This is a genomic window from Enterobacter sp. Ag1, assembly GCA_000277545.1.
Lineage (GTDB): Bacteria > Pseudomonadota > Gammaproteobacteria > Enterobacterales > Enterobacteriaceae > Cedecea.
On record AKXM01000060.1, the window covers coordinates 13,820 to 35,129 of the forward strand.

Consider the following 21,310-nt stretch of genomic DNA (forward strand, 5'->3'; position numbering starts at 1 on the left):
CTCCTCTTTACAAGCGGTCCCCTATGTCAAAACAGCACGCCAGACCTCTTAACCGGCAGGATTACAAAACCCTGACGCTTGCAGCCCTCGGTGGCGCCCTCGAATTCTACGACTTCATTATCTTCGTCTTCTTTGCGGCGGTGCTGGGAGAGCTCTTCTTCCCGGCCGATATCCCGGAGTGGCTGCGCCAGGTGCAGACATTCGCTATTTTTGCGGCCGGTTATCTTGTGCGTCCGCTGGGCGGGGTTGTGATGGCGCACTTTGGCGATCTGGTCGGCCGCAAAAAGATGTTTACCCTCAGTATTCTGCTGATGGCGATACCGACACTGGCCATAGGTTTGTTGCCAACGTACGCTTCATTAGGCATTGCGGCTCCGCTGTTGCTGCTGCTGATGCGTATTCTGCAGGGGGCGGCCATCGGCGGCGAAGTGCCGGGTGCCTGGGTGTTTGTCTCTGAGCATGTGCCGGATAAGCGGATTGGTATTGCCTGCGGCATTCTGACGATGGGGCTGACCGTCGGGATTCTGTTGGGCTCCGTGGTGGCAACCATTATTAATACTTCCATGACCCAGCAGGCGATTCATGACGGCGGCTGGCGCATTCCTTTCTTCCTTGGCGGGATTTTTGGTCTGGTGGCGATGTACCTTCGCCGCTGGCTGCGTGAAACGCCGATCTTCCTCGAAATGCAGCAGCGTAAAGCGCTGGCCGAGGAGATGCCGCTTAAGTCAGTCGTGGTTGGGCATAAAAAAGCGGTGGTGGTTTCTATGCTGCTGACCTGGCTGCTCTCCGCCTGCATCGTGGTGGTGATATTGATGTCGCCGATCTGGCTGCAAAAACAGCATGGGATCGCGCCTGCCTTAACGTTGCAGGCAAACAGTATCGCCACGATTATGCTGTGCGTGGGCTGCCTGCTGGCAGGGCTGTCGGCTGACCGCTATGGCTCAGGGAAAACCTTTACCGTCGGCAGCATCTTGCTCGCCATCTGTAGCTGGATGTTTTATCACCTGAGTGGGACGCATCCAGAACATCTCTTCTTGCTGTATGGCCTGGTCGGGCTGAGCGTGGGCGTGGTTGGCGCTGTACCATTTGTTATGGTGCGAGCCTTCCCGGCGCAGGTACGATTCACCGGAATTTCGTTTTCTTACAATCTGTCCTATGCCATTTTTGGCGGCCTGACGCCGATTGCGGTCACCATGTTAATGGGCGTTTCGCCGATGGCTCCGGCCTGGTACGTGCTGGCGCTTGCCGTTGTGGGTTTGGTGATGGGGATTTGGCTAAGAAAGGATATTCATCATCAGGACAAGATAGAAGAAAGGGCGCTGACGCCTTCCTGAATAAAAAAACGCGGAGCAGGGCTCCGCGTTTTGTTTTCCGCTAAAGGAAGATTAGTGCTTTTCGCCGATAGGCAGCACGGTGCGGCCAAACTGCTCGTTCAGCACTTCACCCATCGCCAGGTAGATAGCGCTGGCGCCACAGACCAGGCCAATCCAGCCCGCGACTTTCACCATACCTTCGTTATCTGCCAGGTGGCCTATCGCCAGCAGGGCAAACAGCACGGTCAGGCTGGCAAACACGAACTGCAGCATACGTGGGGCCTTCAGGGTGCCGAAGAACATGAACAGGGTGAAAACACCCCACAGGCCCAGGTACGCGCCAAGGAAGTGGCCGTTGGCCGCATCGCTGAGGCCCATTTTAGGCATCAGCAGAATCGCCACCAGCGTCAGCCAGAAAGAGCCGTAGGAGGTGAAGGCGGTTAAACCGAAAGTGTTCCCTTTTTTAAACTCCAGCAGGCCCGCGAAGATTTGTGCGATACCGCCGTAGAAAATCCCCATCGCGAGGATAGTAACGTCAAAACCAAAAATACCTGCGTTATGCAGGTTGAGCAAAATGGTGGTCATGCCGAAGCCCATTAAGCCCAGGGGAGCTGGATTAGCCAACTTAGTGTTGCCCATAGTTCCTCTGAAAAATTCATCTGAAATGTAGTGTTAATTAAGGCCCCGCAGCCGGGAGTCCGGTTGCGGGCGCGGCATAATAATCAGGCAGCACGTCGGCGTCTATGATCTGAGCGGGGGGAAAGCAGAAAATTTTTTTTCACCTGCCCCTTGATGGCAAGCGTTGCGACCCCATCTTGTATGCAACCGCAGTTGGCGGACCTGAAAAAAAACGCTTCGGGCAGTTGAAACAGACGCTTTTGCCCGCATAACAGGTTCACAACCACATGATGACGAATTTTTAGTGGAGACGTTTAGATGGGTAAAATTATTGGTATCGACCTGGGGACTACTAACTCTTGTGTCGCGATTATGGATGGTACAACTGCTCGTGTGCTGGAGAACGCCGAGGGCGACCGCACCACGCCTTCTATCATTGCTTACACGCAGGACGGCGAAATCCTGGTAGGTCAGCCGGCTAAACGTCAGGCAGTGACTAACCCGCAAAACACTCTGTTTGCGATTAAACGCCTGATTGGCCGTCGCTTCCAGGACGAAGAAGTGCAGCGTGATGAAGCCATCATGCCTTACAAAATCATCGGCGCTGACAACGGCGACGCATGGATTGACGTAAAAGGTCAGAAAATGGCACCGCCGCAGATCTCTGCTGAAGTGCTGAAGAAAATGAAGAAAACCGCTGAAGATTACCTGGGTGAGCCGGTAACCGAAGCTGTTATCACCGTACCTGCATACTTTAACGATGCTCAGCGTCAGGCAACCAAAGATGCTGGCCGTATCGCAGGTCTGGAAGTGAAACGTATCATCAACGAACCAACCGCTGCCGCTCTGGCTTACGGCCTGGATAAAGAAGTCGGCAACCGTACTATCGCGGTTTACGACCTCGGTGGTGGTACTTTCGATATCTCTATTATCGAAATCGACGAAGTTGACGGCGAGAAAACCTTCGAAGTTCTGGCAACCAATGGTGATACCCACCTGGGTGGTGAAGACTTCGACAGCCGTATGATCAACTACCTCGTTGACGAGTTTAAGAAAGATCAGGGCATTGACCTGCGTAACGATCCGCTGGCAATGCAGCGCCTGAAAGAAGCGGCAGAAAAAGCCAAAATCGAGCTTTCTTCTGCACAGCAGACCGACGTAAACCTGCCGTACATCACTGCAGACGCGACCGGTCCAAAGCATATGAACATCAAAGTGACTCGTGCGAAACTGGAATCCCTGGTCGAAGACCTGGTCAACCGTTCTATCGAGCCGCTGAAAGTTGCCCTGCAGGATGCTGGCCTGTCCGTTTCCGATATCCAGGACGTTATCCTGGTCGGCGGTCAGACTCGTATGCCAATGGTGCAGAAAAAAGTTGCTGAGTTCTTCGGTAAAGAGCCGCGTAAAGACGTTAACCCGGACGAAGCTGTTGCTATCGGTGCAGCGGTTCAGGGCGGCGTGCTGACCGGTGATGTAAAAGACGTGCTGTTGCTGGACGTTACCCCACTGTCTCTGGGTATAGAAACTATGGGTGGCGTGATGACTGCGCTCATCAGCAAAAACACCACCATCCCAACCAAGCACAGCCAGGTGTTCTCTACTGCGGAAGATAACCAGTCTGCGGTAACCATCCACGTGATTCAGGGTGAGCGTAAACGCGCATCCGATAACAAATCACTGGGTCAGTTCAACCTGGATGGGATCAGCCCGGCACCGCGCGGTATGCCACAGATCGAAGTCACCTTCGACATCGATGCTGACGGTATTCTGCACGTCTCCGCGAAAGACAAAAACAGCGGCAAAGAGCAGAAGATCACCATCAAAGCATCTTCTGGCCTGAACGAAGACGAAATCCAGAAAATGGTTCGTGATGCAGAAGCTAACGCCGAAGCTGACCGTAAGTTCGAAGAGCTGGTTCAGACCCGTAACCAGGGTGACCATCTGCTGCACAGCACCCGTAAGCAGGTTGAAGAAGCAGGCGACAAACTGCCGGCTGACGACAAAACTGCTATCGAGTCTGCGCTGACCGCGCTGGAAGCGTCCCTGAAGGGCGAAGACAAAGCGGACATCGAAGCTAAAATCCAGGCTCTGGCTGAAGTTTCCCAGAAGCTGATGGAACTGGCTCAGCAGCAGCACGCTGAGCAGCAGGCTGGCAATGCCGCAGATGCAGGCCACGCCAACGCCGGCAAAGACGACGATGTTGTTGATGCCGAGTTCGAAGAAGTTAAAGATAAAAAATAATCGCCCTGATGCAGGGTAATTAACCGGCACGGGCGCGGAGTTTACTCCACGCCCGTGCTCGTATGTTAAGGGCAGAAAAAAGAGATGGCGAAGAGAGACTATTACGAGGTTTTAGGCGTTCCGAAGTCAGCGGAAGAGCGTGAAATCAAAAAGGCTTACAAGCGCCTGGCGATGAAGTTCCATCCGGACCGTAACCAGGGCGATAAAGAGGCCGAGGCGAAGTTCAAAGAGATCAAAGAAGCCTACGAAATCCTGACCGATGACCAAAAACGTGCGGCCTACGATCAGTACGGTCACGCTGCGTTTGAACAAGGTGGTATGGGCGGCGGCGGCGGCTTTGGTGGCGGCGGTGCCGACTTCAGCGATATCTTTGGCGACGTATTCGGCGACATTTTTGGTGGCGGGCGCCGCCAGCGTGCGTCCCGCGGTGCAGACCTGCGCTACAACATGGACTTAACGCTTGAGGAAGCGGTTCGTGGCGTCACCAAAGAGATCCGTATCCCGACGCTCGAAGAGTGCGAAGTTTGCCACGGCAGCGGCGCGAAGAAAGGATCTTCCCCGCAGACCTGTCCAACCTGTCACGGCCAGGGCCAGGTGCAGATGCGCCAGGGCTTCTTTACCGTGCAGCAAAGCTGCCCGCACTGTCAGGGCCGCGGCACTATCATTAAAGATCCGTGCAACAGCTGCCACGGTCACGGCCGCGTAGAGAAAACCAAAACGCTGTCGGTGAAAATCCCGGCAGGCGTGGATACCGGAGACCGTATTCGTCTGTCTGGCGAAGGCGAAGCGGGCGAACACGGCGCGCCATCAGGCGATCTGTACGTTCAGGTTCAGGTGAAACAGCACCCAATCTTCGAACGCGAAGGCAATAACCTCTACTGCGAAGTGCCGATCAACTTTGCGATGGCTGCGCTGGGTGGAGAAATTGAAGTTCCAACCCTGGACGGTCGAGTTAACTTGAAGGTTCCGGGTGAAACACAAACCGGCAAGCTGTTCAGAATGCGCGGTAAAGGCGTGAAGTCCGTACGAGGCGGTGCGCAGGGCGATCTGCTGTGCCGTGTCGTTGTAGAGACGCCAGTTAGTCTGAACGAAAAACAGAAAAAGCTGCTGCGTGATTTAGAAGAGAGCTTCGGCGGCCCTACCGGGGCGAATAACAGCCCGCGTTCGAAGAGCTTCTTCGACGGGGTGAAGAAATTCTTTGATGATTTAACTCGGTAATTTCTTCCTGTTGGTATGCTTCAAAAAACCTGAACTGCTTCATTCGGTTCAGGTTTTTTTATGCTTTTTGATATGGGTCGGTTTTTCCGATCTTTTTTTGCCATATAAGCTGTTTTTAACGATGTGTCATTGTCGCTATTCTGGCTACCCTATTAGTGTTCAGGATGAATACGCTACTTAGAGAGTTGGGTGAAATAATGACTAAAAATCTGCAACGTTTCTTTCAGAATGATGCCGCTGGCGGTATTTTTTTGATTGTTGCTGCGGCACTGGCAATGCTACTGGCAAATATGGGATCGACCAGCGCTGGCTATGAGGCTTTTCTTGCCACACCTGTTGAAGTGAGAATTGGGCCGCTGGATATCAGTAAAAATCTGCTGCTGTGGGTGAATGATGCCTTGATGGCGATTTTCTTCCTGATGATTGGCCTTGAGGTAAAGAGGGAAATGGTTATCGGGTCACTGGCCGATCGCCGTCAGGCTTCATTCCCGGTCATTGCCGCCCTGGGTGGGATGGTGGTACCGGCTCTGCTTTATCTGGTTTTTAACTATGCTGATCCTGTAACCCGTGAAGGCTGGGCGATACCTGCGGCAACCGACATTGCCTTTGCTTTAGGGATCCTTGCGCTTCTAGGCAACCGTGTCCCGCTGGCGCTGAAGGTTTTCCTGATGGCGCTGGCAATTATTGATGATCTTGGCGCAATTGTGATTATCGCGCTGTTTTATACCAGCGATCTTTCGGTGATGTCGCTAGGTGTCGCTGCCGTGGCCATTGTGGCACTGGCATTGCTGAACCTGTTTAACGTGCGTCGTACCGGAGTCTACATTCTGGTGGGCGTAATATTGTGGACTGCGGTACTGAAATCAGGCGTGCATGCCACGCTTGCAGGCGTGATTATTGGCTTCTTCATTCCACTGAAAGAAGAAAAGGGACGCTCGCCAGCTCAGGACCTGGAGCATGTGCTGCATCCGTGGGTCGCCTTCCTGATCCTGCCGCTGTTTGCTTTTGCTAATGCAGGGGTTTCCCTCAGCGGAGTGACCATGCAGGGGCTAACGTCGCTTCTGCCGCTGGGTATTATGGCCGGGTTGTTCATCGGTAAGCCGCTGGGTATCAGCCTGTTTTGCTGGCTGGCGCTGAAGTTTAAGCTTGCCTCACTGCCAGAGGGAACAAGCTTCAGGGATATTATGGCGGTAGGCGTGCTGTGTGGCATAGGGTTTACGATGTCCATCTTCATCGCTTCACTGGCCTTTGGCGACGTTGACGCGGAGCTGATTACCTGGGCGAAACTGGGCATTTTGCTGGGGTCGTTACTCTCTGCTGTCGTCGGCTTCATGATGCTAAAAGTACGATTGCCTAAGGCGACTTCATGACGTTACTGGCTGCCGGGTCATCGTCAGATGACCCGATAATGGATTAATTCTCAGGGAGTGAAGGGCATGTCCCATATCAATTACAATCATCTTTATTATTTCTGGCACGTTTGCAAAGAAGGGTCGGTTGTCGGTGCCGCTGAGGCATTGTTCCTGACCCCACAAACGATCACCGGGCAAATCAAAGCGCTTGAAGAGCGCCTGCAGGGCAAACTATTCCGCCGTCAGGGCAGGGGACTTGTCCCTTCGGAGCTGGGGCAACTGGTGTTCCGCTACGCCGACAGAATGTTTACCCTGAGCCAGGAAATGCTGGATATCGTTAACTACCGTAAAGAAGCTAACATTTTGTTTGATGTTGGCGTGGCGGATGCGTTATCCAAGCGTCTGGTTAGCGGCGTGCTGGATGCGGCCGTGGTCGAGGATGAGCAGATCCACCTGCGCTGTTTTGAATCTACCCATGAAATGCTGCTGGAGCAGCTTAGCCAGCATAAGCTGGATATGATCATCTCGGACTGCCCGATTGATTCTACTCAGCAGGAAGGGCTGTTCTCGGTGAAGCTCGGTGAATGCGGTATCAGTTTCTGGTGCCAGGGACCGAAGCCTGAACTGCCTTTCCCCGCCTGTCTGGAAACCAGACGTCTGCTTATTCCCGGGCGTCGCTCAATGCTGGGCCGCAAACTGCTTAACTGGATTAACATCCAGGGACTGAAGATTGAGATTCTGGGCGAGTTTGATGATGCCGCGCTGATGAAGGCGTTTGGCGCCGCACATAACGCTATCTTTGTGGCACCGACGCTGTATGCGCAGGATATCTATAGCGATGACGATATCGTCGAGATAGGCAGAATGGATAACGTGCTGGAGGAGTACCATGCCATTTTTGCCGAACGCATGATTCAGCATCCTGCGGTGCAGCGCATCTGCAGCAAGGATTACTCCGCGCTGTTTAAAGTTGACTGAATGACAGGCATAAAAAAACCGGCGTTAGCCGGTTTTTTTATCAAAGCTCACAGCAAAAAGGCGATTAAGCCAGTTTGTTGATTTGCGCAGTCAGGTTTGCTTTATGACGCGCAGCTTTGTTTTTGTGGATCAGACCTTTAGCAGCCTGACGGTCCACGATTGGTTGCATTTCGTTAAATGCTTTCTGTGCAGCAGCTTTATCGCCAGTTTCAATCGCTGCGTATACTTTCTTGATGAAAGTACGCATCATAGAGCGACGGCTTGCGTTGTGCTTACGAGCCTTTTCAGACTGTACGGCACGTTTCTTAGCTGATTTGATATTAGCCAAGGTCCAACTCCCAAATATGATCTATGTGGACAATTCAAAGGCCGAGGAATATGCCCCGTTAGCCTTCTTTTGTCAATGGATTTGTGCAAATAAGCGTCGTTAAATTTCCGACACCTCTTACGTGTGATGGCGCGGATTCTACCAGCATCAGGCTTCGGAATACAGTCTTTCGCATCAAAATTCGTCAAGACAAATGCGAAGTCTGCGCAAAGCCCTTCCCAGTACAATGAATTCATTCAAGCTTTACGTTAAAGGCGCTAATCGCCGGTTAACCTTAATCGCGGTAGTTGGTATAATCCGCCAATTTCCACTGTTTTGAGCCAGCCATGAAGCTGATACGCGGTATACATAATCTGCGCCGGGAGCACCACGGGTGTGTACTCACCATTGGTAATTTCGACGGCGTGCATCGTGGCCACCAGGCGCTATTAAAGGGTCTGTGCGAAGAGGGGCGTGCGCGCAACCTTCCGGTAATGGTCATGATTTTTGAGCCTCAACCGCTCGAATTGTTTGCACCGGAAAAAGCCCCTGCCCGGTTGACTCGCCTGCGAGAAAAGCTGCGCTACCTGGCCGAGTGTGGCGTGGACTACGTGCTGTGCGTGCGCTTTGATCGCCGCTTCGCCGCGCTGAGCGCACAAAACTTTGTGAGCGACCTTCTGGTTGACCGGCTTGGGGTGCAATTCCTCGCGGTGGGGGATGATTTCCGCTTTGGCGCTGGTCGCCAGGGGGATTTCTTGTTATTACAGAAGGCTGGGCGCGAATACGGGTTTGATATCACCAGCACCCAAACGTTTTGTGACGATGGGGTGCGTATCAGCAGTACCGCGGTGCGCCAGGCGCTGGCCGATGATGACCTGCAGCAGGCAGAAAACCTGTTAGGGCATCCGTTTATGATCTCCGGCCGCGTTGTGCATGGGGATGAACTGGGCCGTACTATTGGCTTCCCGACGGCAAACCTGCCGCTGCGTCGCCACGTTTCCCCGGTAAAAGGGGTTTATGCGGTGGAAGTCTCAGGCCTTGGTGAAAAGCCGATTGCCGGCGTGGCAAACATCGGTACTCGCCCTACGGTGGCGGGAATACGCCAGCAGCTTGAAGTCCATTTACTGGACGTTGTAATGGACCTTTATGGTCGCCATATAGAAGTAGTGCTGCGTAAAAAGATACGTAATGAGCAGCGATTTGCTTCACTCGATGAGCTGAAGGCGCAAATCGCCAGAGATGTGGTGTCAGCCCGAGAATTTTTTGAGTCAAATGCCTGAAAGGCTAACCGAAATACGGAACCGAGAATCTAATGAGTGACTTTAAATCTACCCTAAATTTGCCTGAAACAGGGTTCCCGATGCGCGGCGACTTAGCCAAGCGCGAACCGGGTATGCTGGCGCGTTGGAATGATGACGATCTGTACGGCATCATCCGTAATGCGAAAAAAGGCAAAAAAACCTTTATTTTGCATGATGGCCCTCCTTATGCGAACGGTAGCATTCACATTGGTCACTCAGTTAACAAGATTCTGAAAGATATTATTATCAAATCTAAAGGGCTTTCCGGCTTCGACTCGCCGTACGTGCCGGGCTGGGACTGTCACGGTCTGCCAATCGAGCTTAAGGTTGAGCAGGAATTTGGCAAGCCGGGCGAGAAATTCACCGCAGCAGAATTCCGTGCAAAATGCCGCGAATACGCCGCTAATCAGGTTAACGGTCAGCGCGAAGACTTCATCCGTCTGGGCGTGCTGGGCGACTGGTCGCGTCCTTATCTGACCATGGACTTCAATACTGAAGCCAACATCATTCGTGCGCTGGGCAAAATCATCGGCAATGGCCACCTGCACAAAGGTGCTAAGCCGGTTCACTGGTGCGTGGACTGCCGTTCTGCGCTGGCGGAGGCCGAAGTTGAGTATTACGACAAAACATCCCCGTCCATTGACGTAACGTTCAATGCCGTTGATGCCGATGCGGTGAAAGCTAAGTTTGGTGCTTCTGCCGTTAATGGCCCGGTCTCTCTGCTTATCTGGACCACAACGCCGTGGACGCTGCCAGCTAACCGCGCTATCTCTCTGGGCGCCGAGTTCGATTACGTACTGGTGCAGATTGAAGGCCAGGCGCTGATCGTGGCGAAAGACCTGCTGGAAAGCGTGCTGAAGCGTGCTGGCGTAACTGATTACCAGGTTCTCGGTACCGTGAAAGGCGCTGAGCTTGAGCTGCTGCGCTTTAAGCACCCGTTCATGGGCTTTGACGTCCCGGCTATTCTGGGCGATCACGTTACCCTGGACGCGGGTACAGGTGCGGTTCACACCGCCGGTGGTCACGGCCCGGACGACTACACCATCAGCCAGAAATACGGCCTGGAAATCGCGAACCCGGTTGGCCCGGACGGGAGCTATCTGCCAGGGACCTATGAAGGTCTGGACGGTGTTCAGGTGTTCAAAGCGAACGACCTGATCGTTAACATCCTGCGTGACAAAGGCGCTCTGCTGCACGTTGAAAAACTGCTGCACAGCTACCCACACTGCTGGCGCCACAAAACGCCGATCATCTTCCGTGCAACGCCACAGTGGTTTATCAGCATGGATCAGAAAGGCCTGCGCGCGCAGTCCCTGAAAGAGATCAAAGGCGTGCAGTGGATCCCTGACTGGGGCCAGGCGCGTATCGAATCCATGGTGGCAAATCGCCCTGACTGGTGTATCTCGCGTCAGCGTACCTGGGGCGTGCCGATGTCACTGTTCGTGCACAAAGATACCGAAGAACTGCACCCACGTTCGCTCGAGCTGATGGAAGAAGTCGCTAAGCGCGTTGAGCAAGATGGCATCCAGGCGTGGTGGGATCTCGATCCGCGCGACATCATGGGGGATGACGCAGACAACTACGTTAAAGTGCCGGATACCCTGGACGTTTGGTTCGATTCAGGATCTACTCACTCTTCCGTTGTTGACGTGCGTCCAGAATTCCACGGCCACGCGGCGGATATGTACCTGGAAGGCTCGGATCAGCATCGCGGCTGGTTCATGTCCTCCCTGATGATTTCCACGGCGATGAAAGGCAAAGCGCCTTACCGTCAGGTACTGACCCACGGCTTTACCGTGGATGGTCAGGGCCGCAAGATGTCCAAATCTATCGGCAACACCGTTAGCCCACAGGACGTGATGAACAAACTCGGCGCGGACATTCTGCGTCTGTGGGTGGCATCTACCGATTACACTGGCGAAATGGCCGTTTCCGACGAGATCCTGAAACGCTCCGCTGACGCTTACCGCCGTATCCGTAACACCGCCCGCTTCCTGCTGGCCAACCTTAACGGCTTCAATCCTGAAACCGATATGGTGAAACCGGAGGAAATGGTGGTGCTGGATCGCTGGGCCGTTGGCTGTGCGCAAGAAGCTCAGGCGGATATCATCGCCTCTTACGAAAACTACGATTTCCACGAAGTTGTGCAGCGCCTGATGCGCTTCTGCTCCGTGGAGATGGGCTCGTTCTACCTCGACATCATCAAAGACCGCCAGTACACCGCGAAAGCGGACAGCGTGGCGCGTCGCAGCTGCCAGACCGCGCTGTACCACATTGCTGAAGCGCTGGTCCGCTGGATGGCGCCGATCATGTCCTTCACCGCCGATGAAATCTGGGGCTACCTGCCAGGTTCTCGCGAGAAGTATGTGTTCACCGGTGAATGGTACGAAGGTCTGTTTGGCCTGGCGGAAAACGAAGCGATGAACGGTGAGTTCTGGGACACGCTGCTGACCGTTCGTGGTGAAGTGAACAAGGTTATCGAGCAGGCTCGTGCTGATAAGCGCATCGGTGGTTCTCTGGAAGCGGCAGTGACGCTGTACGCTGACGCAGAGCTGGCGGCCAGGCTGAACAGCCTGAGCGACGAATTACGATTTGTCCTGTTGACCTCCGGGGCTGCGGTTGCCGATTATGCGCAGGCGAGTGAAGACGCTCAGCAGAGCGAAATCCTCAAAGGGCTGAAAGTGGCTCTGCGTAAAGCCGACGGTGAGAAGTGCCCGCGCTGCTGGCATTACACCACCGATATCGGTCAGGTAGCGGAACACGCAGAAATCTGCGGCCGCTGTGTCAGCAACGTAGCCGGTGACGGCGAACAACGTAAGTTTGCTTGATGAAACCCATTTTCTCTACCGGATTGCGCTGGCTGTGGCTGGTGGTGGTAGTGCTGATTGTGGACCTGGGCAGTAAATATCTGATCCTCCAGCATTTCATGCTGGGGGACACGGTATCCCTGTTCCCGTCCCTGAATTTGCACTATGCGCGTAACTATGGCGCAGCGTTTAGCTTCCTGGCCGACAAAGGCGGCTGGCAGCGCTGGTTCTTCGCGGGTATCGCTATCGGTATCTGTGTAGCGTTGGTGTGGATGATGTATCGCGCTAAAGCCAGCCAGAAACTGAATAACATCGCCTATGCGTTAATCATTGGCGGTGCGCTCGGGAATCTGTTCGATCGCCTGTGGCACGGTTTTGTCGTCGACATGATCGATTTCTACGTTGGCGACTGGCATTTTGCCACCTTCAATCTGGCCGATACCGCAATTTGTATCGGTGCGGCGCTGATTGTGCTGGAGGGATTCATTGTTTCCTCCGACAAGCCCGCGAAGCAAAAAGGGTAATCCATGGTTGAGTCCGTACAAACCAACAGCGCGGTGCTGGTGCACTTTACGCTTAAGCTTGAGGATGGCTCCACCGCGGAGTCAACCCGCGCTAACGGTAAACCTGCGCTATTTCGCCTTGGGGATGAAACATTGTCGCCGGGCCTGGAAGACCAACTGGTTGGCCTGAAAGCTGGCGACAAAAAAGCGTTCTCGCTGGCGCCAGAAGCAGCTTTTGGCATTCCAAGCCCGGATATGATCCAGTACTTCTCGCGCCGTGAGTTTGTCGAAGCGGGCGAACCGGAGCCGGGCGCTATCATGCTCTTTACCGCAATGGATGGCAGCGAAATGCCGGGCGTGGTGCGTGAAGTTAACGGTGATTCTATCACCGTAGACTTTAACCATCCGCTGGCCGGGCAGACTATCCATTTTGATATTGAAGTGCTGGAAGTTGATCCGGTCCTGGAGGCGTTGAATGCAGATCCTGTTGGCTAATCCCAGAGGCTTTTGCGCTGGGGTCGACCGCGCTATCAGCATTGTGGAAAACGCGCTGCAGATTTACGGCGCGCCTATCTACGTTCGTCATGAAGTGGTGCATAACCGCTATGTGGTGGACAGCCTGCGCGAGCGCGGAGCGATTTTTATCGAGCAAATTAGCGAAGTGCCGGACGGCGCTATCCTGATTTTCTCCGCGCACGGTGTTTCTCAGGCGGTGCGTAACGAAGCGAAGAGCCGTGAGCTGACAGTTTTCGATGCCACCTGTCCGTTAGTGACTAAAGTGCATATGGAAGTGGCGCGTGCCAGCCGCCGTGGTGAAGAGTCTATTCTGATTGGCCATGCTGGCCACCCGGAAGTGGAAGGTACCATGGGCCAGTACAGCAACCCGAAAGGGGGCATGTACCTGGTGGAGTCACCGGACGATGTCTGGACGCTTGAAGTCAAAGACGAAAGCAATCTGTCGTTTATGACCCAAACTACGCTTTCCGTGGACGATACCTCGGATGTGATTGACGCCCTGCGTCAGCGTTTCCCGAAAATTATCGGCCCGCGTAAAGACGACATTTGTTATGCCACGACCAACCGTCAGGAAGCGGTTCGGGCGCTGGCCACGGAAGCTGATGTTGTGCTGGTGGTAGGGTCCAAAAACTCCTCGAACTCCAACCGTCTTGCCGAACTGGCGCAGCGGATGGGGAAAGCCGCCTGGCTTATTGATGATGCTTCTGATATTCAGGAGTCCTGGTTAAAAGACGTGAATTGCGTCGGTGTTACCGCCGGGGCCTCTGCGCCTGATGTATTGGTGCAAAACGTCATTGCTCGCCTGCGCGAACTTGGCGGGAGCGAAGCTAAGGAGCTGACAGGGCGCGAAGAGAATATCGTCTTTGAAGTGCCGCGTGAACTGCGCGTGGACATCCGTGAAGTGGATTAGCGTCGCAGGTTTCCGTTTATGAGAAGATGCCAGCTGGTGTATGCCCGCTGGCATTTTTTATGGAGAACAGCATGACCAGAACCCCGATTATTCTTGATACTGACCCCGGTATCGACGATGCGGTTGCCCTTGCCGCGGCTTTGTTTGCACCCCAGCTAGATTTGAAACTCATCACCACCGTGGCTGGAAATGTCTCGGTGGACAAAACCACGCGTAATGCTCTTCAACTGCTGGAGTTTTGGCAGAAAGAGACGCCCGTGGCGAAAGGGGCTTCTGTCCCGCTGCTGCGCCCGCTGCGGGATGCAGCTTACGTACACGGCGAGTCGGGAATGGAAGGGTATGTCTTCACCGAAACATCTCGTCGTGAACTGCCAATTCCCGCATTCCAGGCCATGTACGATTGTCTGAAAAGCAGCGATGAGCCGGTGACTCTGGTTACCATTGGTCCATTGACTAACGTTGCCATGCTGCTGACGCAGTACCCTGAATGTAAGACGTATATTAAACGCGTGGTCATGATGGGCGGCTCTGCGGGGCGGGGCAACTTTACGCCGACGGCTGAATTTAATATGGCCATTGATCCTGAGGCGGCAGCACGCGTCTTTGACAGCGGGCTGGATATCGTCATGTGTGGGCTGGATGTGACAAATCGTGCAATGCTTGCGCCTGAATTTCTGGCTCAGCTGCCAGCCTTGAATCGCACCGGGAAGATGCTGCACGCGCTATTCAGTCATTACCGCAGCGGCAGCATGGATACCGGGCTGCGAATGCATGATTTGACCGCCATTGCGTGGCTGGTGAAGCCCGAGCTGTTCCAGACATTCCCCTGCTTTGTCGCGGTAGAAACGCACGGTACTTATACCAGCGGAACGACAGTGGTGGATCTCGAACATCGTCTCGAACGTCCGGCCAATGCACAGGTTGCGCTGGATATTGATATTCCAGGTTTTCAGGCGTGGGTTGCTGAAGTTCTGGCGTTGGCACCGTGAATAATTATCCCATTAAAAGCAGGGGAATTATCTGCGTTATTGATAACTGCCGGGCCATGACAGTAAATTCTAATTATGGGTGTTTTCGGCTGGCGGCCTGCTAGAGGGCTGGTTAACCTGATAACGTTTTTACGAATTATTTAACCAAAGAGTAATGATATGCATGATGCACAGATTCGCGTAGCCATCGCGGGCGCGGGCGGCCGTATGGGGCGCCAGTTAATTCAGGCGGCTTTACAGCTGGATGGCGTTCAGCTTGGGGCGGCGCTTGAGCGTCCGGGTTCTTCCCTGGTCGGTAGCGATGCGGGTGAGCTGGCCGGCGTGGCAAAAACAGGGGTGCTGGTAAGCGATAACCTGGATGCGGTCGCTAACGATTTCGACGTTTTTATTGATTTTACTCGCCCTGAGGGAACGCTGGCTCACCTGGCATTTTGCCTCAAGCATGGCAAAGGCATGGTCATCGGCACGACGGGTTTTGATGAGGCCGGCAAGCAGGCCATTAACGATGCGGCGCGTGAGATCCCGATTGTTTTCGCGGCAAACTTTAGCGTGGGCGTGAATGTCATGCTGAAGCTGCTGGAGAAAGCGGCAAAAGTCATGGGCGATTACACCGATATCGAAATCATCGAAGCGCACCACCGCTACAAGGTGGATGCCCCGTCAGGCACCGCGTTGGCGATGGGTGAAGCGATTGCTCAGGCGATGGACAAAGATCTTAAAGATTGTGCAGTTTATTCCCGCGAAGGCCATACCGGTGAACGTGTGCCTGGCACTATCGGTTTTGCCACCGTGCGTGCGGGCGATATCGTCGGGGAGCATACCGCGATGTTTGCAGATATTGGCGAGCGGGTTGAGATTACCCACAAGGCTTCCAGCCGTATGACGTTTGCTAATGGGGCAGTTCGTTCAGCTTCATGGCTTAAAGGTAAGAAGAACGGTATTTTTGATATGCGAGATGTGCTAGATCTCAATAATTTGTAGTTAAATGCATCCTTATGAATGTGGTTTATTGTTTTTAATTGATTGATTTTGGGGTGATTAATTTCACCCTTTTGTTTTTTTAAATGTTTGATATTAATTTATATATGTAATCCATTAAATTGGTTGCTATCATCTGTTTTTGTGTTGTTGTAATGTTAATTTTGACCACTTGGTCCACTTTTTCACTGTTCTCTCTCCACTTTCCCAGTATTCATGGTCAGCAACCGATTACTTTCCCCAGGTTAGTTGGCTATTTTGACCTTCAAATCAGATATTTTTACTCTGAGCGGCAAAAGAGACATAAAAACTTCGTCTTGAGGTAGACTTTTACCCGGCTTGTCTCTAGAATGCCGCCGTTTGCCAAAAATCCGTAGGGCAGACGCTTTTTGCATTTGATTCAGGCGTTAGTTTTGAATTAATATGCGAATAAATTGAATGTTTATTCCCTGGAGGACGTTTTGATTAAGTCAGCGCTGTTGGTTCTGGAAGACGGAACCCAATTCCACGGTCGGGCCATTGGGGCATCGGGTACGGCAGTGGGTGAAGTCGTTTTCAATACCTCATTGACCGGTTATCAAGAAATCCTCACTGATCCTTCCTACTCCCGCCAGATCGTCACTCTTACTTATCCTCATATCGGTAATGTCGGCACCAATGAAGCCGACGAAGAATCCTCCCAGGTTCATGCGCAAGGCCTCGTCATTCGTGACCTGCCGCTGATTGCCAGCAACTTCAGAAGTCAGGAAGACCTTTCTTCTTACCTTAAGCGCCATAACATCGTGGCGATTGCCGATATTGATACCCGTAAGCTGACCCGCCTGCTGCGTGAAAAAGGTGCCCAGAACGGCTGCATCATCGCGGGCGATAACGTAGACGCGGCCCTGGCGCTGGAAAAAGCCAAAGCATTCCCTGGCCTGAACGGCATGGACCTCGCTAAAGAAGTCACCACGAAAGAAGCTTACACCTGGCAGCAGGGGAGCTGGACGCTGGAAGGCGACCTGCCAGAAGCGGCAAAAACCGAAGAGTTACCTTTCCACGTAGTGGCTTATGACTACGGCGCGAAACGCAATATTCTGCGTATGTTGGTGGACAGAGGCTGCCGCCTGACGGTGGTACCTGCTCAAACGCCAGCGGAAGACGTGCTGAAGATGAACCCGGATGGCATCTTCCTTTCTAACGGCCCTGGCGACCCGGCACCGTGCGACTACGCCATCAGCGCAATCAAATCCTTCCTGGAGACAGAAATTCCTGTCTTTGGTATCTGCCTTGGCCACCAGCTGTTGGCATTGGCCAGCGGTGCCAACACCGTAAAAATGAAGTTTGGTCACCACGGCGGCAACCACCCGGTAAAAGACCTGGATAAAGACTGCGTGATGATCACCGCGCAGAACCACGGTTTCGCGGTTGATGAGGCCACGCTGCCTGCTAACCTGCGCGTAACCCACAAATCACTGTTCGATGGCACCCTGCAGGGGATTCATCGTACCGATAAAGCCGCGTTCAGCTTCCAGGGGCACCCTGAGGCGAGCCCGGGGCCGCACGACGCTGCACCGCTGTTTGACCACTTTATCGATTTGATTAAGCAATACCGTTCTACCGCTAAATAATCAGGAGCCGAGAAGACCATGCCAAAACGTACAGATATAAAAAGCATCCTGATCCTCGGTGCGGGCCCGATTGTTATCGGCCAGGCCTGTGAGTTTGACTACTCTGGCGCGCAGGCTTGTAAAGCGCTGCGTGAAGAGGGTTACCGCGTTATTCTGGTGAACTCCAACCCGGCCACCATCATGACCGACCCGGAAATGGCGGATGCAACCTACATCGAGCCAATTCACTGGGAAGTGGTACGCAAAATCATCGAAAAAGAGCGTCCGGATGCGGTGCTGCCAACCATGGGCGGCCAGACCGCGCTGAACTGCGCGCTGGAGCTTGAGCGTCAGGGCGTACTGGAAGAGTTCGGCGTCACCATGATCGGCGCTACCGCCGATGCTATCGACAAGGCTGAAGACCGTCGTCGCTTCGACATTGCGATGAAAAAAATCGGTCTCGACACCGCTCGTTCCGGTATCGCGCACAATATGGAAGAAGCGCTGGCGGTTGCGGCAGACGTGGGTTATCCGTGCATCATTCGTCCATCCTTTACCATGGGCGGCACCGGCGGCGGCATCGCCTATAACCGCGAAGAGTTTGAAGAGATTTGCGAGCGCGGCCTGGATCTCTCCCCAACCAAAGAGCTGCTGATTGATGAGTCGCTGATTGGCTGGAAAGAGTACGAGATGGAAGTGGTGCGTGATAAGAACGACAACTGCATCATCGTCTGCTCTATCGAAAACTTCGACCCGATGGGGATTCATACCGGGGACTCCATCACCGTGGCACCAGCGCAAACGCTGACCGATAAAGAATACCAAATCATGCGTAACGCCTCGATGGCGGTACTGCGTGAAATCGGCGTGGAAACCGGCGGCTCGAACGTTCAGTTCTCCGTGAACCCAAAAACGGGCCGCCTGATTATCATCGAGATGAACCCGCGTGTGTCCCGTTCCTCAGCGCTGGCGTCTAAAGCGACGGGCTTCCCGATTGCTAAAGTTGCCGCGAAGCTGGCAGTCGGTTACACCCTTGATGAGCTGATGAACGACATCACCGGTGGCCGCACTCCGGCATCCTTCGAACCGTCCATCGACTATGTTGTGACGAAAATTCCTCGCTTTAACTTCGAGAAATTTGCTGGCGCAAATGACCGTCTGACCACCCAAATGAAATCCGTGGGTGAAGTCATGGCTATCGGTCGTACTCAGCAGGAATCACTGCAGAAAGCGCTGCGTGGCCTGGAAGTGGGCGCTACCGGCTTTGACCCGAAAGTCAGCCTGGATGACCCGGAAGCGCTGACCAAAATCCGCCGCGAGCTGAAAGACGCTGGCGCAGAGCGTATCTGGTATGTGGCTGACGCATTCCGCGCGGGCCTGTCCGTAGATGGCGTGTTCAATCTGACCAACATCGACCGCTGGTTCCTGGTGCAGATTGAAGAGCTGGTGCGTCTGGAAGAGCAGGTGGCTGAAGTGGGCATCACCGGCCTGAACCATGACTTCCTGCGTATGCTGAAGCGCAAAGGTTTTGCGGATGCACGCCTGGCTAAACTGGCTGGCGTTCGTGAAGCTGAAATTCGCAAACTGCGCGAGCAATATAACCTGCACCCTGTCTACAAACGCGTAGACACCTGTGCGGCAGAATTCGCTACCGACACCGCTTATATGTACTCCACGTATGAAGAAGAGTGTGAAGCGAACCCGAACCATGACCGTGACAAGATCATGGTGCTGGGCGGCGGACCAAACCGTATCGGCCAGGGCATCGAGTTCGACTATTGCTGCGTACACGCCTCGCTGGCGCTGCGTGAAGATGGTTACGAAACCATTATGGTTAACTGTAACCCGGAAACCGTGTCTACCGACTACGACACCTCCGACCGCCTCTACTTTGAGCCTGTCACCTTTGAAGACGTGCTGGAAATCGTCCGCGTTGAGAAACCAAAAGGTGTCATCGTACAGTACGGCGGCCAGACTCCGCTGAAACTGGCTCGTGCGCTGGAAGCGGCGGGTGTGCCGGTTATCGGTACCAGCCCGGACGCTATCGACCGCGCAGAAGACCGTGAGCGCTTCCAGCACGCCGTTGAGCGCCTGAAGCTGAAGCAGCCTGCTAACGCCACCGTAACGGCTATCGAGCAGGCGGTAGAGAAAGCCGTCCAGATTGGCTATCCGCTGGTGGTTCGCCCTTCCTATGTGCTGGGCGGCCGCGCGATGGAAATCGTCTACGACGAAGCAGACCTTCGCCGTTACTTCCAGACCGCGGTTAGCGTTTCCAACGACGCGCCGGTGCTGCTTGACCGCTTCCTTGACGATGCGGTCGAAGTGGACGTGGATGCCATTTGCGACGGTGAAACCGTGCTGATTGGCGGCATCATGGAACACATCGAGCAGGCGGGCGTTCACTCCGGTGACTCGGCATGTTCTCTGCCGGCTTACACTTTGAGCCAGGAAATTCAGGATGTGATGCGTCAGCAGGTGCAGAAACTGGCCTTTGAGCTCCAGGTGCGTGGCCTGATGAACGTGCAGTTTGCGGTGAAGGACAATGAAGTTTACCTGATTGAAGTGAACCCGCGTGCCGCGCGTACCGTGCCGTTCGTTTCTAAAGCGACGGGCGTGCCGCTGGCAAAAGTTGCCGCTCGCGTTATGGCAGGCAAAACGCTGGTTGAGCAGGGTGTCACCAAAGAAATCATCCCGCCTTATTACTCGGTGAAAGAAGTGGTGCTGCCGTTCAACAAATTCCCGGGCGTTGACCCGCTGTTAGGGCCAGAAATGCGCTCTACCGGGGAAGTGATGGGCGTGGGGCGTACTTTCGCAGAAGCTTTCTCTAAAGCGATGCTGGGCAGCCAGTCCACCATGCGTAAGCCAGGCCGCGCGCTTCTCTCCGTGCGTGAAGGTGACAAAGAGCGCGTAGTTGACCTGGCCGCGAAGCTGCTGAAACAGGGCTTTGAGCTGGATGCGACCCACGGTACAGCGATTGTGCTGGGCGAAGCGGGTATTAACCCACGCCTGGTGAACAAGGTGCATGAAGGGCGTCCGCACATTCAGGACCGTATCAAGAATGGCGAATACACCTACATCATCAACACCACCGCGGGCCGCCAGGCGATTGAAGACTCCAAGCTGATTCGCCGCAGCGCACTGCAGTACAAAGTGCATTATGACACCACGCTGAACGGCGGTTTCGCCACGGCGATGGCGCTGAATGCCGATGCTACCGAGAAGGTGATTTCGGTGCAGGAAATGCATGCCCAAATTAAGGGCTAAGCTTTCTCGTCCTGAAAGAATGTTCCGAAAATAACGCCAACGGCCTCTGAAAAGAGGCCGTTTTACTTTATACCCAGCGAGATGGTCTACAGTTAACCAGCACACAACTGAAAATGACTAAACACGCAGGGAGAACACCATGCAGAAACGAACTTTACTTGCTTCCCTCTTCACTGCCGCAACGCTGCTGACTGTAGCGGGCTGCTCGTCCAATCAGGCGGTTAAAACCAGCGATGGCAAAACGATCGTGACCGACGGCAAACCGCAGGTCGACAAAGACACGGGTCTGGTATCGTACAAAAATGCCGAAACGGGTAAAACCGAGCAGATCAACCGCGATCAGGTGAAAGAGATGAGCGAGCTGGATAACTAGTTAAGAAATATCCAACAACACGCTCAGCAATATTGACTGTTAGCCTGCCGATT

General features: G+C 54.0%; 17 protein-coding genes. 15 read left to right on the forward strand and 2 right to left on the reverse strand.

Annotated features, from left to right (window positions below; translation table 11 throughout):
* Nucleotides 1-23: 23 nt before the first annotated feature.
* Nucleotides 24-1,334: an MFS transporter gene (locus A936_RS21895; protein WP_008461685.1), complete on the forward strand. Its 1,311-nt coding sequence runs from the start codon at nt 24-26 to the stop codon at nt 1,332-1,334.
* A gap of 51 nt (nt 1,335-1,385) precedes the next feature.
* Here A936_RS21895 and satP read toward each other — a convergent pair whose 3' ends face one another.
* Nucleotides 1,386-1,952, reverse strand: a complete 567-nt coding sequence (gene satP / locus A936_RS21900; RefSeq protein WP_008461687.1) for an acetate uptake transporter — start codon at nt 1,950-1,952, stop codon at nt 1,386-1,388.
* 297 nt (nt 1,953-2,249) lie between these two features.
* Between satP and dnaK the strand changes: the two genes are divergently transcribed.
* The 4 genes from dnaK (at nt 2,250) to nhaR (ending at nt 7,720) form a co-directional block, all read left to right on the forward strand.
* The gene (gene dnaK / locus A936_RS21905; protein ID WP_008461689.1) at nt 2,250-4,172 is read left to right on the forward strand and encodes a molecular chaperone DnaK; all 1,923 of its coding nucleotides are present in this window, start codon (nt 2,250-2,252) and stop codon (nt 4,170-4,172) included.
* Nucleotides 4,173-4,256: 84 nt separating this feature from the next.
* On the forward strand, nt 4,257-5,390 hold the full coding sequence (dnaJ, locus tag A936_RS21910; RefSeq protein ID WP_008461691.1) for a molecular chaperone DnaJ: 1,134 nt from the start codon (nt 4,257-4,259) through the stop codon (nt 5,388-5,390).
* A gap of 197 nt (nt 5,391-5,587) precedes the next feature.
* Nucleotides 5,588-6,760 (forward strand): Na+/H+ antiporter NhaA, encoded by a 1,173-nt coding sequence (nhaA, locus tag A936_RS21915; protein WP_008461692.1) that lies wholly within the window; start codon nt 5,588-5,590, stop codon nt 6,758-6,760.
* 66 nt (nt 6,761-6,826) lie between these two features.
* Nucleotides 6,827-7,720, forward strand: coding sequence for a transcriptional activator NhaR (gene nhaR / locus A936_RS21920; RefSeq protein WP_008461693.1), 894 nt, complete (start codon nt 6,827-6,829; stop codon nt 7,718-7,720).
* A 64-nt stretch (nt 7,721-7,784) separates the two neighbouring features.
* Here nhaR and rpsT read toward each other — a convergent pair whose 3' ends face one another.
* Nucleotides 7,785-8,048, reverse strand: a complete 264-nt coding sequence (gene rpsT / locus A936_RS21925) for a 30S ribosomal protein S20 (RefSeq protein ID WP_008461694.1) — start codon at nt 8,046-8,048, stop codon at nt 7,785-7,787.
* Nucleotides 8,049-8,374: 326 nt separating this feature from the next.
* Between rpsT and ribF the strand changes: the two genes are divergently transcribed.
* The 10 genes from ribF to A936_RS21975 all read left to right on the forward strand — a co-directional run bounded on the left by ribF (nt 8,375) and on the right by A936_RS21975 (nt 21,257).
* A complete protein-coding gene (ribF, locus tag A936_RS21930; RefSeq protein ID WP_008461695.1) occupies nt 8,375-9,307 on the forward strand; it encodes a bifunctional riboflavin kinase/FAD synthetase in 933 nt (310 codons plus the stop codon).
* A 32-nt stretch (nt 9,308-9,339) separates the two neighbouring features.
* Nucleotides 9,340-12,156, forward strand: coding sequence for an isoleucine--tRNA ligase (gene ileS / locus A936_RS21935; protein WP_008461696.1), 2,817 nt, complete (start codon nt 9,340-9,342; stop codon nt 12,154-12,156).
* The gene (lspA, locus tag A936_RS21940; protein WP_034810165.1) at nt 12,153-12,659 is read left to right on the forward strand and encodes a signal peptidase II; all 507 of its coding nucleotides are present in this window, start codon (nt 12,153-12,155) and stop codon (nt 12,657-12,659) included. Before ileS ends, lspA begins: the two co-directional genes overlap by 4 nt.
* Before the next feature lie 3 nt (nt 12,660-12,662).
* On the forward strand, nt 12,663-13,133 hold the full coding sequence (gene fkpB, locus A936_RS21945) for an FKBP-type peptidyl-prolyl cis-trans isomerase (protein WP_008461699.1): 471 nt from the start codon (nt 12,663-12,665) through the stop codon (nt 13,131-13,133).
* Nucleotides 13,114-14,064, forward strand: coding sequence for a 4-hydroxy-3-methylbut-2-enyl diphosphate reductase (gene ispH, locus A936_RS21950; RefSeq protein ID WP_008461701.1), 951 nt, complete (start codon nt 13,114-13,116; stop codon nt 14,062-14,064). Before fkpB ends, ispH begins: the two co-directional genes overlap by 20 nt.
* A gap of 71 nt (nt 14,065-14,135) precedes the next feature.
* Nucleotides 14,136-15,053, forward strand: coding sequence for a ribonucleoside hydrolase RihC (gene rihC / locus A936_RS21955; protein WP_008461702.1), 918 nt, complete (start codon nt 14,136-14,138; stop codon nt 15,051-15,053).
* Between the two features lie 159 nt (nt 15,054-15,212).
* On the forward strand, nt 15,213-16,034 hold the full coding sequence (dapB, locus tag A936_RS21960) for a 4-hydroxy-tetrahydrodipicolinate reductase (protein ID WP_008461703.1): 822 nt from the start codon (nt 15,213-15,215) through the stop codon (nt 16,032-16,034).
* A gap of 458 nt (nt 16,035-16,492) precedes the next feature.
* Nucleotides 16,493-17,641, forward strand: a complete 1,149-nt coding sequence (gene carA / locus A936_RS21965) for a glutamine-hydrolyzing carbamoyl-phosphate synthase small subunit (protein ID WP_008461704.1) — start codon at nt 16,493-16,495, stop codon at nt 17,639-17,641.
* A gap of 18 nt (nt 17,642-17,659) precedes the next feature.
* Nucleotides 17,660-20,884, forward strand: coding sequence for a carbamoyl-phosphate synthase large subunit (carB, locus tag A936_RS21970; RefSeq protein WP_008461705.1), 3,225 nt, complete (start codon nt 17,660-17,662; stop codon nt 20,882-20,884).
* A gap of 139 nt (nt 20,885-21,023) precedes the next feature.
* A complete protein-coding gene (locus A936_RS21975; protein WP_008461706.1) occupies nt 21,024-21,257 on the forward strand; it encodes a YgdI/YgdR family lipoprotein in 234 nt (77 codons plus the stop codon).
* The last annotated feature ends 53 nt before the right edge of the window (nt 21,258-21,310 follow it).